Genomic DNA, 15,829 nt, shown 5'->3' on the forward strand with positions numbered 1-15,829 from the left:
GGAGACGGCGGGAACCGAGCTGATGGCAACGGCTCTTGGACCCCCTGGAAGCACGTCTCGCCGAGCGCGCCTGCGAGCGTCTCGTCCTCGACTTCGTCCACCGTCTCGACCTCGGTGAACATCGGGCACTACGACGACGATGCCACCTTCCGCCGGGTCGACGGGACCTGGCTGCTCTCGACCCGCACCCTGTTCCTGCCCTTCGGCGGCCCCACCCCACGTCAGCGGCCCTCCGCCGCGTAGTCGAGCCCCTCCTCGTACGGCATCCCGAGCCCCTCCTCGTACGCCGCGCGGTAAGCGCGGTCGCCGATCTCGGCGCGGATGCGCAGTTCGTGGGAACGGCGGGTGGCGAGGAGGTCGGGCGAGCCCATCTGGGCCCGGCCGGTGAGTTCCCAGACGCGTTCGCCGATGCCGAGGAGGCGGGCGGCGCGCGGGCCGTCGCCGGCCGCGACGACCGCGGCGGCCAGGACGTCCAGCGCCATGGCCGCGCCGACCGTGTTGTGCAGCAGGCCGTGCCCGGCGAGCGCGGTGCGGGCGTTGTCGACGGCGGCGCGGACCTCGCCGCGGGCCAGGTCCGTCTGGGCGACGATGCCGTCGGCGAAGGCGCCCGCCCACGACTCCCCGCACTCCACGCTGGCCTCGCGCACCTCCTCGGCCACCGTCCGCGCCCCGTCGTCGTCGCCGCGCAGCAGGTGCGAGAAGGACAGCGCCACCCGGACCTGGAGCTGGGAGGCCCCGAACCCGTCCTGTCTGATGGGCAGTCGGGGCGTGGCGGACAGTACGTCGATCGCCTCGCCCAGCCGTCCGCTCAGCGCCAGCTGGCCCCCGGTGAGATACGCGGCGGCCACCACGGCCACCGGGTCGGCCTGGGTGTCCGCCGCGTCCGTGCAGCGCTCCGCCCAGTCCGCCGCGACCTCCAGGTCGCCCTGGAGCAGCGCCACCGCGCCGCGTGCCCACAGGGCGCGGGTGCGGTCGGGTCCGGGCGGCGGGTCGGCGGCGAGCGCGAGGTCCAGACAGTGCTGGGCGTCGCGCAGAGACCCGCAGTGCCGCCACAGGAAGCCGAGGTCGGCCGCCATCCCCAGGGCGATCCGGCGGTCGGGGTCGGTGAGCGCGCAGTCCATCGCGGCGCGCAGGTTGGCGTGTTCGGTGAGGGTGCGTTCGCACCAGGCGACCTGCCGTCCGGTGTTCCACTCGGTCCATCCCTGGCGGACCAGCCGCCGGAAGTGGTCGCGGTGGCGCAGCCGTACGGCGTGTTCCTCGCCGAGGGCGCGCAGCCAGTCGGCGCCGAACTCCCGGACGGTGTCGAGGAGTCGGAAGCGGGCCGGGTCGGTGCGGTGGCGCTGCACGATGGACTGCTCGACGAGCCGGGCCAGCAGTGCGGCGATCCGTCCGGCGGGCAGCGGGCCGCCGGCGCAGACCTCCTCGGCGGCGCCCAGGCAGAAGCCGCCCGCGAACACCGAGAGCCGGGCCCACAGCAGCCGCTCCAGCGGTGCGCACAGTTCGTGGCTCCAGCCGATCGCCGTGCGCAGTGTCTGGTGGCGTGGCGGTCCGGCGCCGTCACGCGGGGCGCTGAGCAGGTCGAGCCGGGACGGCAGGCGTTCGCCGAGCTTGCCGTGGAGCTGGGCCAGGGACAGTTGGCAGAGGCGGGCGGCGGCGAGTTCGAGGGCGAGCGGGATGCCGTCGAGGCGGCGGCAGACGGCCTCCACGGTGGGGCGGTTGGTGTCGTCGAGGGTGAACCCGGTGATGGCGGCGCGGTCGGCGAACAGGGTGACCGCTTCGTCGGCGACCGGCAGCGGGTCCAGGGGCAGTACGAGTTCGCCGGGCAGTCCGAGCGGTTCGCGGCTGGTGACGAGGACACGCAGGCCGGGGAGGGCGGGCAGCAGGGTCTCGACGAGTGCGGCGCAGTCCGCGAGGACGTGTTCGCAGGAGTCGAGCACGAGCAGCAGCCGTTTACCCTCGGCCCATTCGGCCACCACCTCGGTGACGGGGCCGGTGGACTGGTCGGTGAGCCGCAGCGCCTCCACGACGGCGAGGCCGACCAGGCCCGCGGTGTGCAGGGGGGAGAGTTCCACCAGCCAGACGCCGTCGGGGTAGGCCTCCTGGACCCGGCCCAGGGCGCGCAGGGCGAGCCGGGTCTTGCCGACCCCGCCGACGCCGACGACGCTCAGGAGCCGGTGCATGCCCACCGAGGGGCCCAACTCCGTCTCCAGCCAGTGGAGTTCCTCCCGCCGTCCGACGAAGCTGTGCGTCTCGGGCGGGAGATTGCCGGGGCCGCCGCCGGTCGGATGCGTCGGCTCGGTCGTTTCGTCGGACACAGCGACCAGTCTGGACGGATCATGACCGGCTCCGGCGACTGTCCGGGAACTCGGACAGAAAGGCGTCGGCACCACGACAGTTGCGGGCACCTTTCGACGAGATGCGATCAACTCCCTGTGGGTGAGCATGCGGCGGTCTCTGTTCGGAGATCGTCGGGTGATGGGCACGAGGGAGCAGGGGCAGCGAGATCGACGAGAACGCCAACACGACCAAGGACATCAAGAACAGTGGGATCGGCCGGAGCGGCGGGAACACCGGATGCTGCTCGCGCCGCTCGTCACCTGTCTGCTGATCGCCGTCCCGGATCTGCTCTTCGACCGGGTACCGCCGCTCATCGCCCTGCTGCTCATCGGCCCGCTGCTGGCCTGCGCCCGGCTCGGCGTCCGGCACACCGTGCTGGTGTGCTGCTGGTCGGCGGTCCTGGGCCTGGCCATGGGGATCGGCGACGGCGCGGTGCCGAGCGCCGGCTTCGGCGTCCGCTGGGGCGGACTCCTCGTCGGCTGCGCGCTCACCGTGTACGCGGCCCGGCAGCGCGACCGCCTCCACGACCGGCTGGCGCGGGCCCGCGAGGTGGCCCGGGTCACCCAGACGGCGGTCCTGCGGCCCATCTCCCGTACCTTCGACGGCACCCGGGTCTGTACCCGGTACCACAGCGTCTCGCACGAATCGGCCGTCGGCGGCGACCTGTACGACGTCGCGGTGACGCCGTACGGCCTGCGGGTCCTCGTCGGCGACGTACGCGGCCACGGCGTCGAGGGGCTGCGGCTGGCCGCCGACACCCTCACGGCCTTCCGTGAACTCGCCCACGCCGCACCCGACCTGACGACCCTCACCGCCGAACTCGACGCCCTCCTCACGCCCGGACTGGGCCCCGAGGACTTCGTCACCGCGGTGCTCGCCGAGTTCGCGCCCGGCGAGGTGCGGCTCGTCAACTGCGGCCATCCGCCCCCGCTGCGCTCCGGCCACCGCATCGAACTCCTCGAACCCCTCGTCCCCACCCCGCCGTTGGGCCTCGGTCCCGATCCGCGCCAGTACCGCGTACGGCTCCAGCCCGGCGACCGGCTGCTCCTCTACACCGACGGCCTCACCGAGGCCCGCGACGCGCAGGGCGCCCCCTTCCCCCTCCTCGGCGAGGCGGCGCTCGCCCTGCGCGAGGCGCTCCCCGACGAGGCCCTGCGAGCCCTGCACGCCCGCCTGCTCGCCCACACCGGCACCGCTCTCGCCGACGATCTCGCCCTGGTCCTGTGCCAGCCCACGGAGACAACGGTTCCGGCACCGGTGCCGTGACCGACGCATCTCCTACCGGGCGAGTACCTGGCGTGCGAGGCGGGCTCGGGCCGGGGCCAGCTCGGCGTCGAGCGCATGCCGTCGCTCGTCGTCCGCGACCACCGCGGCGGCCACGGCGGGCCTGGCGACCAGGCAGGCCCGGCGCAGGTGGGTCGGTGGGTGGGTCGAGTCGACGCTGTGTCCGCGCAGGACTCCGGCGCGGCGCTGGCGCTCGTACTCGTGCGCGGGGATCGAGTCCACGTGAGCGGCCAGTTGGTCCCACAGATCGCGCCACGGCTCGCGACGCTCCGCGTCCTGGGTCCGGATCACCTGGCCGGCGTTGGACATGCGCAGCAGCAGGCTCTCCGCCGAGTCGGTCACGAGGAGGCGGTCCATGAGTGCCACGGCGGCTTCGGTGGAACCGGCCCGGGCCGCGGCGGCGTCGGCCAGGTACTCGGCGCGTTGTTTCGCGCGCATCGTCAGCTGGTCGAGCAGCATCAGCAGGCCCTGGGCGGCACCGTAGGGCAGCAGATAGACCACGTTGAGCGCCATCTCGGGGACGGTGGGGTGAGAGATCGGGCGCATCAGATAGCGCCACGTGGCGAGGGACTGGAGCGCGTTGGCGATGATCAGTCCGTGCCGGGCGTCCCCGTTGGCGTAGTGACCGAGTTCGTGTCCGAGCAGCGCGATCCGCTGTTGCGGGGTGGTGATCTCCCAGAGCCCGAGCCCGATGGTCAGCAGGCGGCGTCGGCGCACTCCGTAGGTGGTCACGCTCGCGTTGACGTCGGTCGTCAGGGCGATGGCGTGGACCCCGGACGTACCGACGACGGAGGCGATCTCATCGACCAGGGCGAACAGTTGGGGCGCCTCGGCCCGGAGCAGCACAGGCGCGTCGTCCGGCAGCCGTCCGAAGCGGGGCCGAAGGAGCCAGGCCAGCAGGAGGAGGATCACTCCGACCACCGGCAGAGCGGTGCCCCAGCCGAGTGTCACCAGCAGGATGCCCGTGCCGAGCAGGGCGATCGTGGCACCGTGGATGGCCAGCGCGACGGCGTACGCCAGGACGCCGGCCGTATCGCGGCGCGGACGCGGCGCGCCGTCGGTCGACACCTCGGCCAGCAGTGCCTCCCCGTGCTGCCGGGCCAGCGACCGCCGCAGTCCCTCCAGCCGCCCCGGTCTCTCTTCCGGCTCGCCGGGATCCACGTTCCATCCGCAGGCCGCACACCACGCCGTGAACCGCGGGTCGGTGCGCACCTCAGTGCTGCATTCCGGGCACGACTGAGCCCTCTCGTCCACGGTGCCGCGCATCTTCGTGTCCCCCCTGGACTCCAGGTCCCCCCCGGGACCGGCGAATTTCGACGTGTTCGAACAGAGCACATCGCGAGCGCAGCATAGGCCCGCGAGGGGGCGCTCACAGCCACTCCTCAGGCGATTCCTACGGGCCGGTACAGTAAGCAGGTCGTCATCACACCCGTACGCGGAGAAGCCGGTGCAATTCCGGCGCTGACCCTTCCCCAAGCTCTCGACTGCGCTTGAGCAGGGGAGGCCCCAATCGTGAGCCACCCACAAGCGTGGCGAGCCGGATCGCCTCGTCCGGGACGTGACCGGCTCGTGCCACCGGCAGCCTGCCGGTGGCCGGCACCGTCGAGGGATACGGGGTCGGAGCCGCTCGGGGCCAAGCCTGCGCCCGGTGCTGCCCGGCTTCCGCAGGGAGAGTCATGATTGTTCGCCGCAGCGCCGCGGTACTGGCCGCCACCGTAGTGATCGGTACGGCCCTGGCCCCGGCCGCCGTGGCCGAGGGCGCCTCGCCTTCGCCCGCCCCGGCGATACCCTCCGGCCTCTACGGCACCTCCGACCCCACCTACGACGGTGTCTGGCGGCAGTCCCTCGCGCTGCTCGCCCAGCACACCGTCGGCGTGAAGCCCGCGGCGAAGGCCGTCGACTGGCTGACCGGGCAGCAGTGCGCGAACGGGGCGTTCGCGGCGTACCGCGCCGACGCGTCGGCGAAGTGCGACGCCAAGACGATGGTCGACACCAACAGCACCTCGGCGGCCGTGCAGGCCCTCGCCGCGCTCGGCGGCCACGGCGGCGAGACGGGCAAGGCCGTCGCATGGCTGAAGTCAGTGCAGAACAAGGACGGCGGCTGGGGCTACACGGCGGGCGGCGCGAGCGACGCGAACTCCACGTCCGTGGTGATCGGGGCGCTGGCGGCGGTGGGCACCAAGCCGGCGGACGTCTCCAAGGACGGCAAGTCGCCGTACGACGCCCTCGTGAAGCTGTCGATCCCGTGCGGCGGGGCCGACGGGGGCGCGTTCGCCTACCAGCCGGACAAGAAGGGCAAGCTCGCGGCCAACGCGGACGCGACGGCGGCGGCCGTGGCCGCAGCCCTGGGCAAGGGCCTCGCCGGTGAGCCCCTGAAGCCCGTGGCCGACCCCCTCTCCTGCAAGGCCGCCGACAGCCCCGAGAAGGCGGCCCAGAACGGTGCCGCGTACCTCGTCAAGGCGCTCACCAAGGACCAGCACCTCACGTCGGTGATGCCCGGCGCCAAGAACCAGCCCGACTACGGCAACACGGCGGACGCGGTCGTCGCGCTCGCGACCGCCGGGCACGGCGACAAGGCGGCCGACACGATGCGCTGGCTGGAGACCCACTCCGCGCAGTGGGCCGAGCAGGCCGGACCCGCCGCGTACGCGCAGCTCGTCCTCGCCGCCGACGCGGCGACGTTCGACCCGCGCGACTTCGGCGGCCAGGACCTCGTCAAGCAGCTCAACGCCACCGGCCCCGCACCCGCGTCCCTCCCGGCCGAGCCCACGGCCTCCGCGTCCGCGTCCGCCGCGGACACCGCGAAGAAGAAGGACGACGGCGGCGTCAGCGTCTGGTGGATCATCGGCGTCGGTCTCGTCGGCGGCATCGGCATCGGCTTCCTGATCAGCGCCCGCAACAAGAAGCAGCAGCCGTGAGCCGCCGTCGGACGTGCGCACTGGTCCTGTCCCTGCTCCTGCTCATACTCGGCGGCGCGGGACAGGCCCGAGCCGTCGGCTACCGCTACTGGTCGTTCTGGGACCTGACCGGCGGGAAGTGGACGTACGCGACGCAGGGCCCGTCGACCGCGCGACCGTCCGACGGCGACGTACAGGGGTTCCGTTTCGCGGTGAGCGCGGACTCGCAGGACGCCTCCAAGCCGCGCGGCCACGCCGACTTCGCGTCCATCTGCGCGAAGACGCCCGCCCAGGCGGGCCACAAGCGGGTGGCCCTCGTCATCGACTCCGGCACGACCGCGGACGCCCCGGGCGGCGAGACGCCGCCCGCACCGCGGACGGTCTGCGCCCGCGTCCCCGCCGACGCGACCACGGCCGAGGCGCTCGCGACGGTCGCCAAGCCCCTCCGCTACGACACCAACGCCCTCCTGTGCGCCATCGCGGGCTACCCGGGTAAGGGCTGCGGCGACCAGGTCACGACGTCACGCACCACGCCTTCCGCCACCAAGAAGGCCAACACCGACGCCGAGTCCGCGCCGGACCGGCACGGCCCGTCACTCGGCCTGCTCGCGGGAGTCGTCGCGGTCGCCGCGCTCGGCGGGGCGGCGGTCTGGCAGACCCGCCGCCGCCGGCCCTGAGCACGGCGACCGACGATGGCACGCGCGCCGAAGGCACACCGTTCCAACGCCCTCCCCCCAGGAGCCTGGTGGATCTGGGCCCTGGGCCTGGGAACCGCCGCCTCCCGCACCACCAACCCCCTCCTGCTCGCCCTCCTCATAGCCGTGGCCGGCTATGTGGTGGGCGCCCGCCGGACCGACGCCCCCTGGGCCCGCTCCTACACCGCGTTCGCCAAACTCGGCATCGCCGTCCTCGGCATCCGGCTGGCGTTCGCCGTCTTCCTCGGCTCCCCCATTCCCGGCACCCACCTCCTGGTCACCCTCCCCGAACTCCCCCTCCCCCACTGGGCCCAGGGCATCCGTGTCGGCGGCCGGGTCACCGCCGAGGGCCTGCTCTTCGCGCTGTACGACGGCCTGAAACTGGCCACGCTCCTCATCTGCGTCGGCGCGGCGAACGCCCTCGCGAACCCGGCACGGCTGCTGAAGTCGCTCCCGGGCGCCCTGTACGAGGCGGGCGTCGCGGTGGTCGTCGCGCTCACCTTCGCGCCGAACCTGATCGCGGACGTCCAACGGCTGCGCGCCGCCCGCCGTCTGCGTGGCCGCCCCGACCGTGGCCTGCGTGGCCTGCTGCACGTCGGACTCCCGGTCCTGGAGGGCGCGTTGGAGCGTTCGGTCGCCCTCGCGGCGGCGATGGACGCCCGCGGCTACGGCCGCACCGCCGAGGTACCGCCCGCCGTCCGCCGTACGACCACCGCCTTGACGCTGGGCGGTCTGCTCGGCGTCTGCGCGGGGACGTACGGAGTGCTGACCGCCGAGGGCGGCACCTACGGCCTGCCCGTGCTGCTCGCCGGAGTGGCCGCGGCGCTCGGCGGGCTGTGGCTGGGCGGGCGCCGCTCGGTCCGCACGCGCTACCGCCCGGACGTGTGGGGCGTACGGGCCTGGCTGGTGACGGGCTCCGGAGCCGCGGTCGCCGCCGGACTGATCGTCTCCGCCACGTACGACGCCTCGGCCCTGAGCCCCGGTGTCCTCCCGCTGACCGCCCCCGCCCTGCCCCTCTGGCCCGCGGCGGCGATCCTGCTCGGCCTGCTCCCCGCCTTCGTGGCCCCGACACCCCACGCGCGGGAACCCTCCACCCCCAAGGACCCCTCATGATCCGCTTCGAGGATGTCTCCGTGACGTACGACGGAGCTGTCGAACCCACCGTCCAGGGCGTGGACTTCGAGGTCCCGGAGGGTGAACTCGTCCTGCTGGTGGGGCCCTCCGGTGTCGGCAAGTCGACCGTGCTCGGCGCGGTCTCCGGTCTCGTGCCGCACTTCACGGGCGGCACCCTGCGCGGCCGGGTCACGGTCGCCGGACGAGACACCCGCACCCACAAGCCGCGCGAGCTCGCGGACGTGGTCGGCACGGTGGGCCAGGACCCGCTGTCCCACTTCGTGACGGACACGGTCGAGGACGAACTCGCCTACGGCATGGAGTCGTTGGGCCTCGCGCCGGCCGTGATGCGCCGCCGCGTCGAGGAGACCCTGGACCTGCTGGGCCTGGCGGACCTCCGCGACCGCCCGATCGCCACGCTCTCCGGCGGCCAGCAGCAGCGCGTCGCCATCGGCTCGGTCCTGACCCCCCACCCGCGCGTCCTGGTCCTCGACGAGCCCACCTCGGCCCTGGACCCGGCCGCCGCCGAGGAGGTCCTCGCCGTCCTGCAACGCCTGGTCCACGACCTCGGCACGACCGTCCTCATGGCCGAACACCGCCTCGAACGGGTCATCCAGTACGCCGACCAGGTCGCCCTGCTCCCGTCCCCGGGCGCCGCGCCGGTGCTCGGCACCCCGACCGAGATCATGGCCGTCTCCCCGGTGTACCCGCCGGTGGTGGACCTGGGCCGGCTGGCCGACTGGTCCCCGCTCCCCCTCACGGTGCGCGACGCGCGGCGCAGGGCGGGGTCCCTGCGGGAGCGGCTCACGGAACTCGTCCCCGAGCCGAGGACCCCGCAGCCGACAACCCGGCGACCGAGGGCCTCGCAGCCGACAGCCCCGCGGGCGACGGTTCCACGGGCGACGGCCCCTGCCTCGATCGAGGCCCTCGCCGTCCGCCACGGCCGCGTCGAGGCGCTCCGGCGCGTCGACCTCCTCACCGCCCCCGGCGAGATCATCGCGCTGATGGGCCGCAACGGGGCCGGGAAGTCCACCTTCCTCGGCACGCTGGTCGGGCTGGTCCGACCGGCGGCCGGTTCGGTCCTGGTCGGGGGCGCGGTCCCGCACCGGACGGCACCACGGGACCTCGTACGCCGGGTGGGTCTCGTACCGCAGGAACCGCGCGACCTGCTGTACGCCGACACGGTCGCCGCCGAGTGCGCGGCGGCCGACGAGGACGCGGGGGCCGAGCCCGGTACCTGCCGGGCGCTGGTGTCGGAACTGCTGCCGGGCATCGGGGACGACACCCACCCCCGTGACCTGTCGGAGGGGCAGCGGCTGGCGCTCGCGCTGGCCGTCGTCCTGACGGCCCGCCCCCCGCTCCTGCTCCTCGACGAACCGACCCGCGGCCTGGACTACGCGGCGAAGGCCCGTCTGGTCACGGTCCTGCGCGGACTGGCCGCCGAGGGTCACGCGATCGTCCTGGCCACCCACGACGTGGAACTCGCCGCCGAGCTCGCGCACCGTGTCGTCGTCCTCGCGGACGGCGAGATCGTCGCCGACGGCCCCACGGCCGAGGTGGTCGTCGCCTCCCCGTCCTTCGCCCCCCAGATCACGAAGGTGCTCGCGCCGCAGCCGTGGCTCACGGTCACCCAGGTCAGGGAGGCCCTCGCATGACGACACCGGAGGTCCGGACCAGAGCCGTCCGCCTCGGACCCCGCTCCCTCGCCGCCCTCTGCCTCGTGAGCGCCGTCGGGGTCGCCGGGTTCGGCTGGCCGCTCTTCGCCGATCCCACCTCGCAGGTCGCCGCGCACGCGCAGGACGCGCCCTGGCTGTTCGCGGGCCTGCTGGTGCTGCTCGTCGCCGTCGTCACGGCGACGATCTCCGAGTCCGGGCTCGGCCCGAAGGCGGTGGCCATGCTCGGGGTGCTGGCCGCGACCGGCGCCGCGCTGCGGCCGATCGGTGCCGGGACGGCCGGGATCGAGCCGATGTTCTTCCTGATGGTGCTGAGCGGCCGGGTGCTCGGACCGGGGTTCGGGTTCGTGCTCGGGTCCGTGACCATGTTCTCCTCCGCGCTGCTCACGGGCGGGGTGGGTCCGTGGCTGCCGTTCCAGATGCTCGCGATGGGCTGGTTCACGATGGGTGCCGGGCTGTTGCCGGGCCCCGACCAACTGCGGGGGCGCGGGGAACTCGCCCTGCTCGCGGCGTACGGGTTCTGCGCCGCGTTCGCGTACGGCACGGTCATGAACCTGGCCGGCTGGCCCTTCATGGGCGCGCTGGCCTCGAACGTCGCCTTCGACCCGCATGCCGACGTGACCGCCAACCTGGCCCGTTTCCTCGCCTACTGCCTGGCCACCTCCCTCGGCTGGGACCTGGGCCGGGCCGTCGTCACCGTCGTCCTGACCCTCGCGCTCGGCGCGCCCCTCCTCAAGGCGCTGCGCAGGGCGACGCGGCGGGCCGCCTTTGAGACCCCGGTCACCTTCGAACCCCGGTGACGTGCGGCCCAGGTCACACCACCCGGACGCGCTCCGTAGTCACCCGCGCACCTTCCGCCAGCCGCGGGGTGAAGCACCCCATAGGACCCACGTCACATACGACGCGCGCTAGTAGCGCCAAAGGCGTGGCATGCACGCGTCGTCAACCCCTCTGACCTGGGGTTTGAGACCCAGGTCACACGAGGCACGTTTCCCCCAGATGCGACCACCACTAGTAAAAGGGGTCATTGCGGACACCCCCCTGAGCCTGTTTCTCTGAAGCAGTCGCAAGGCGCCACGAACCCACCCGGGTCGCGGCGCCGATGTACGCCCCCACCACACGTCGTGTGGTCACGGCGCACCGCGACCGCCCTGTTTCCTAAGAGAGGTTCTCCGCGTGTCCGTCTCCTTCATCCGCAACATCGCCGCTTCCCCGAAGAAGGTCCTCACCACCGCCGCCGTGGCTGCCGCCGCCACCGGCATGGTCCTCGCCGCGAGCCCCGCTCAGGCCGCCACCGGCCAGGCCTCCTCCGCCCAGGCGATCGCGCACCAGATGATCCCGGACGCCGCGCAGTTCAGTGCCTTCAGCAAGATCGTCGAGCACGAGAGCGGCTGGAACCCCAGCGCGACGAACTCCTCCTCCGGCGCCTACGGCCTGGTCCAGGCCCTGCCCGGCTCGAAGATGTCGGCCGCCGGTGCCGACTGGAAGTCGAACCCGGCCACCCAGATCAAGTGGGGTCTTGACTACATGAACTCCCGCTACGGCAGCCCGGCCGCCGCCTGGAACTTCTGGCAGGCCCACAACTGGTACTGAGCGGCCCACCGGTCACCACCGGAGCCACACGGCACCCGCATACGCGAAGGCGGCGGCCCCCCGATCCCCGGGGCCGCCGCCTTCGCCATGCCCATCCATGCCCATCCATGCAATCGGGCTACTCGGTCTGCTCGGTCTGCTCGGTCTGCTCGTAGAAGTGCTGCCGCCGGCCGACGAGCCGCTCGTACATCTTCCGCTGCTCGGCGACGTCGTCCTTGTTCTTCTCCAGCTCGTCGAGCCACTCCCGCTTGATCTGGTCCAGGAACGCGCGCCAGTCCCCGCTTCCCTGGGCCTTCCCCAGCTCCCGCAGCTCCACCAGTCGCTCGTTGTGCTTCAGCCCGCCGCTGCCGACCTTGTCCCCCTTGTGACCGTGCAGGACCGACTCGGGGTTGGCCGTGGCCTCGGTGGACCGGGCGTTGTGCACATAACCGACCGGGCTCTCGGCATGGGGTTTGATCGTCTCGATGCCGACCAGCAGGGAGCCGTCCTTGGCGGCGGTGGGCGGGGTGAGAATCAGCAGCATGTGGCCGTACGAGCCGTTCGGCAGGACCACGTCGCCGTTCCAGTCCCGCGAGCCGAACCCGCCGCCGGAGATGTCCATGCCCATGAGCTGCGGACGCTCGGGCCCGACATGGGGCACAGCCGGCGTCAGATAGTTCGTGACGGACGCGCCGATGCCGCCCTTCTCCTGGAACTTGCCCGGCTCGCCCCCCTTCTTGTTCTTCTCGATGGCGGTGCGGTGCGTGGCGAAGTCGCGCTTGTCGACGAACCCCGCGCGTCGGCCCTGGTCCGTGACGCCCAGGAAGTCCGTCAACGACTGGGACGACTCGCCCGCGCGCAGGGCGGGGATGCGGATGTTGACGCGGCCGCCGTGGGCGAGCGCCCGCACGACGTCACCCTCGCGGTAGTCGACATGCGCGGCCACGCCCTCCCGCGGGTCGTAGGTCTTCAGCCCGTGCTGCAGCAGGAGCAGGACGGAGGTGAAGACGTCACGGGCCTTCGCGTCCTTCGCCGCGTGCTTCACCGTCTCGGGCTTGTCCACGTCGGGGTGGCGGCGTTCGGGCGGGAGTCCGGCCGGGTGCAGGGTGTCGACGGCGGTCTGCCGTATCTGCTCGTCCCGCTCGGCCCGCAGGGGCTGCTTCTCCTCGTCCGGGACTCCGGGAGCCTTGGTGGTCATGAAACGGCCGAGGGTGTAGTCCGGGGCGATCGGGGTGGGCGCGCCCGCCGCGCGCGTGCCCGGCGCGTTCTGCTGGAAGGCCAGGGTCGCGGCGAGGATGCGTTTGCCCGGAAGGTTCCGCAGCCAGTCCTTGTGGTCGCCCTTGATGTAGTCCTCGGACTCCTTGAAGGTGCCGATACCCACCTTCGCGAGCCACCGAGGGTTCAGCTCGGAGAGCGTCCTGATGTCCTCCAGGTCCTGGGCGCCGAACAGCTCGCCGCTGATCACCCGCCGTTCCAGGGTGCGCTTCAGGCGCGCGGGCCCCTCCGACATCCAGTGCTCCGGCCACCACGTGCCCGGCGCCAGGGGGTTCACCTTCATCTTCGCCACGACGACATGGCCCTCGATCGACCGGCTCAGCCGCGTGATCACGGCCGAGCCCTGGTCCTCCCGGCCGGACTCCTCGGCGGCGGGAGGCGCGCTCGTGCTCGACTCCCCCACCCTCTGCACGGTCACGGACGCCGCCCGGTTGCCGGCCGTGCGCTGGATCGCCGCCATCTCGGCGGGCGTCCTGGGCGTGGCGTCCGACCCGGTCCGGGCCTGGTGGGGGCTCGGGGAGGCTGGGCGTGGCAGGGGCGCGGTACGTGCCGGTGATCCCGCCCGTGAGCGCCCGCCCTCGCCGTACTGCCGCCTGTCCATACGTCTCTCCACCCACCTCTTCATCCACCGGGCTCCCGCCGTACGCCTGAGCGCCCGCTTCCGTTGTCCCCAGAGGTATAAGGAGTCATGGTGACTCCGGGGCACACCCGGACGGAAGGACACAAGGGGCAGCACGCGGGACCTCACGGGCACGGTTGCCCCGGGGCGCGGCGCACCGGCCGGACACGCGGGGCGCCCTGGTGTCCGGGAGTCCTCCGCGTCCGTGGTGGACTTGAGCACACCGTGCCCGTCACTCCCACCGGAGCCCCCGTGAGCGAACAGAGCGCAGAGGGTGCAGAGGGCGCGGAGAACACCGGGCCGCCGTCCGCCGACCCCGAGGCGCCCGGGGTGCGTCTGGTGGTGGTGCTGCTGTCGCTGACCGTGGTCAGCGGGCTGATCGACGCGGTGAGCTATCTCGGACTCGGGCATGTCTTCACGGCGAACATGACCGGCAACGTGGTGGTGCTCGGCTTCGCCGCGGCCGGCGCCCCCGGCTTCTCCGTCCCGCACACCTCGACCTCGCTGGCCTTCTTCCTGGTGGGCGCTGCGGCCGGGGGCCGGATCTCGGCGCGGTTCGGCGGGGGCTCACGCCGGACCTGGGCACAGGTCACGCTCACCGCGGAGGCGGTGTTCGTGGGCGCCTCCGCGGTGGTCGCCTTCGCCGCGCCGGGCACCACCGCGACCACCTACGCCCTGATCGCCCTCACGGCCTTCGCCATGGGCCTGCGCAACGCGACGGTCCGCAAACTCGGTGTGCCGGACCTCACGACCACCGTCCTGACGATGACCCTGACCGGCCTCGCCGCCGAGTCCCGGGCCGGCGACGGCTCGGGCCACCGCTCCCCCCGCCGCACTGCGTCCGTCCTCGCCATGCTGGCGGGCGCGACGCTCGGCGCATGGCTGGTGATCCACCACGGCCTGGGCATCCCTCTGCTGCTCTCGGCAGCACTGGCGGGGGTACTGGCGGTCGCGACGTCCGGGCGGGAGTGACGGGGTCCGCACGGGTGCAGCAGTCCGTGACCAGAGGGACGCGGACTCCCTGAACGCGCGAACAGGCCCCGGGCTCCGTCACGGAGTCCGGGGCCTTCGAGCGGGCCGGGTTACAGCCGGTCGAGGAGCCAGGTGCACAGCTCTTCGGTGATCTTGGTGTGGCCCTCGTTCTGGGAGGCGCACAGGAACGCGTCGAGTTCGCTCTCGTCGGGGTCGAGGGCGTCGATGTCGGTGTTCAGCAGGGCGGTGGTGTCCAGGTCACGGATGGCCACCGCGCTGACCGAGGGCACGAAGCAGATCTCGGGGACCGGGGCCACGGCACTACCGGGAATCAGCTTGTTGAGGGTGTTGGCGGCAATGCCGAAGGACGCCAGGGTGCCACCGGGAGCGCCGTCGATCTCCGGGAACCCGTCGGTGGTGATCGTCTCGTCCTTCCCGAAGGTCGCCTTCAGTTCGGCGACCACGGCGTCGTCACCCTCGGACTGGGTGTAGATGGTGGTGCCGGGGAACAGAATCCCGGTGGCGCGGAACGCCTCCGCGCCGGGCTCGATCCCCGTGCCCTGGCCGTTCCCGGTGCCGTTGGCGACGCCGAGTGTCCTCGGCATCCTCGGCCAGCCGCCGACGCGGTCCAGGGCGGCGAGGAACTCGGTACGGGCCTTGTCCTGCCCGGGAGTGCCGTCCACCGTCTCGATGTGCCGCCACATCAGCTCACGGGAGGCCGGGCTGTTGATCTGGTCCGACAGCGCGCTGTTGGCCGGGTTGCCGCGCTTGATGTAGTGCGCGAACGCCTGCAGCCCGATCGGCACCCACGCGCCACGGTGGGGGCTGTCGTAGGAGAAGTACGTCCCGGTCTGGTGGTCCATCTTCTGGGTCTCCATACGCGCCAGGGCGTAGCGGGTGACCAGACCGCCCATGCTGAACCCGCCGACCACCAGCAGTTCACTGCCACTGCGCTCGTCGATCAGCCTCGTGATCGCCTCGATCACATACCCGGCATTGTCGAGGATCGACGCGGAGCGCTCCCCGTAGCCGAAGATGACCGCGTCCCGGCCGCGCTCGCGCAACTGGCTCATCAGCGGGTACTCGCCCCGCTCGAATCCGTCGTAGAGCTCGTCCAGAACGCTGGGCCCCATGTTGAAGCCGTCGGACATCAGCACCGGCCGCTGCACACCGCGGTGGCCCTTGCCGTAGTACACCCAGGCGGTGCCGTCGTAGACCGGCACGTAGCCTTCCTGGCCCTCCTCGTCGGCGTTCAGGTGCCGTCCGAAGTGCCACGTCTCGTCCGGCGCCGGGGCCGGTGGCGGCTTCGGCTGGTCCAGCGGGGCCACCAGCCCGATCGAACCGACGAACTGCTGCTCTCGGGCCGCCTTCTCATTGCTCACTGCGGTTGAT

12 protein-coding genes and 2 pseudogenes are annotated in these 15,829 nt (G+C 72.7%); 10 read left to right on the forward strand and 4 right to left on the reverse strand.

Annotation, left to right across the window (positions count from 1 at the left end):
• The first annotated feature begins 35 nt into the window (after positions 1-35).
• A pseudogene (locus ACIRA5_RS05850) lies at positions 36-243 on the forward strand (hypothetical protein).
• On the opposite strand, the gene ACIRA5_RS05855 reads toward ACIRA5_RS05850, so the two are convergent.
• A complete protein-coding gene (locus tag ACIRA5_RS05855; RefSeq protein ID WP_403687681.1) occupies positions 222-2,315 on the reverse strand; it encodes an ATP-binding protein in 2,094 nt (697 codons plus the stop codon). The pseudogene ACIRA5_RS05850 and the gene ACIRA5_RS05855 overlap by 22 nt on opposite strands.
• 259 nt (positions 2,316-2,574) lie before the next feature.
• On the opposite strand from ACIRA5_RS05855, the gene ACIRA5_RS05860 reads away from it, so the two are divergent.
• Entirely contained in the window at positions 2,575-3,603 is a 1,029-nt protein-coding gene (locus tag ACIRA5_RS05860; protein ID WP_403687683.1) for a PP2C family protein-serine/threonine phosphatase, read from the forward strand.
• Between the two features lie 12 nt (positions 3,604-3,615).
• Here the strand turns inward: ACIRA5_RS05860 and ACIRA5_RS05865 are convergent, their stop codons facing one another.
• Positions 3,616-4,782 (reverse strand): M48 family metallopeptidase, encoded by a 1,167-nt coding sequence (locus ACIRA5_RS05865; RefSeq protein ID WP_403687685.1) that lies wholly within the window; start codon positions 4,780-4,782, stop codon positions 3,616-3,618.
• A 515-nt stretch (positions 4,783-5,297) separates the two neighbouring features.
• Here ACIRA5_RS05865 and ACIRA5_RS05870 point away from each other — a divergent pair.
• From ACIRA5_RS05870 to ACIRA5_RS05895, 6 genes and pseudogenes are all read left to right on the forward strand, one after another.
• Positions 5,298-6,539 (forward strand): prenyltransferase/squalene oxidase repeat-containing protein, encoded by a 1,242-nt coding sequence (locus ACIRA5_RS05870; RefSeq protein WP_403687687.1) that lies wholly within the window; start codon positions 5,298-5,300, stop codon positions 6,537-6,539.
• Positions 6,536-7,195, forward strand: a complete 660-nt coding sequence (locus tag ACIRA5_RS05875; RefSeq protein WP_403687690.1) for an SCO2322 family protein — start codon at positions 6,536-6,538, stop codon at positions 7,193-7,195. Before ACIRA5_RS05870 ends, ACIRA5_RS05875 begins: the two co-directional genes overlap by 4 nt.
• A 27-nt stretch (positions 7,196-7,222) precedes the next feature.
• A pseudogene (locus tag ACIRA5_RS05880) lies at positions 7,223-8,326 on the forward strand (CbiQ family ECF transporter T component); the annotation flags it as partial.
• Entirely contained in the window at positions 8,323-9,981 is a 1,659-nt protein-coding gene (locus ACIRA5_RS05885) for an ABC transporter ATP-binding protein (protein WP_403687692.1), read from the forward strand. The pseudogene ACIRA5_RS05880 and the gene ACIRA5_RS05885, both read left to right, overlap by 4 nt.
• Complete coding sequence (locus tag ACIRA5_RS05890; protein WP_403687694.1) at positions 9,978-10,799, forward strand: ECF transporter S component; 822 nt, start codon at positions 9,978-9,980, stop codon at positions 10,797-10,799. The genes ACIRA5_RS05885 and ACIRA5_RS05890 overlap by 4 nt, the downstream gene beginning before the upstream one ends.
• Before the next feature lie 376 nt (positions 10,800-11,175).
• A complete protein-coding gene (locus ACIRA5_RS05895; protein ID WP_403687697.1) occupies positions 11,176-11,592 on the forward strand; it encodes a transglycosylase SLT domain-containing protein in 417 nt (138 codons plus the stop codon).
• A 118-nt stretch (positions 11,593-11,710) separates the two neighbouring features.
• Here the strand turns inward: ACIRA5_RS05895 and ACIRA5_RS05900 are convergent, their stop codons facing one another.
• On the reverse strand, positions 11,711-13,249 hold the full coding sequence (locus tag ACIRA5_RS05900; protein ID WP_403687700.1) for a PE-PGRS family protein: 1,539 nt from the start codon (positions 13,247-13,249) through the stop codon (positions 11,711-11,713).
• On the opposite strand from ACIRA5_RS05900, the gene ACIRA5_RS05905 reads away from it, so the two are divergent.
• Complete coding sequence (locus ACIRA5_RS05905; RefSeq protein WP_403687703.1) at positions 13,233-13,541, forward strand: hypothetical protein; 309 nt, start codon at positions 13,233-13,235, stop codon at positions 13,539-13,541. The genes ACIRA5_RS05900 and ACIRA5_RS05905 overlap by 17 nt on opposite strands.
• A gap of 176 nt (positions 13,542-13,717) precedes the next feature.
• Positions 13,718-14,437: a YoaK family protein gene (locus ACIRA5_RS05910; RefSeq protein WP_403687705.1), complete on the forward strand. Its 720-nt coding sequence runs from the start codon at positions 13,718-13,720 to the stop codon at positions 14,435-14,437.
• 110 nt (positions 14,438-14,547) lie between these two features.
• Here the strand turns inward: ACIRA5_RS05910 and ACIRA5_RS05915 are convergent, their stop codons facing one another.
• Positions 14,548-15,819, reverse strand: coding sequence for an esterase/lipase family protein (locus ACIRA5_RS05915; RefSeq protein ID WP_403687707.1), 1,272 nt, complete (start codon positions 15,817-15,819; stop codon positions 14,548-14,550).
• Between the last annotated feature and the right edge of the window lie 10 nt (positions 15,820-15,829).

The organism is Streptomyces sp. NPDC096311 (genome assembly GCF_044763085.1).
In the GTDB taxonomy this organism is placed as follows: domain Bacteria; phylum Actinomycetota; class Actinomycetes; order Streptomycetales; family Streptomycetaceae; genus Streptomyces.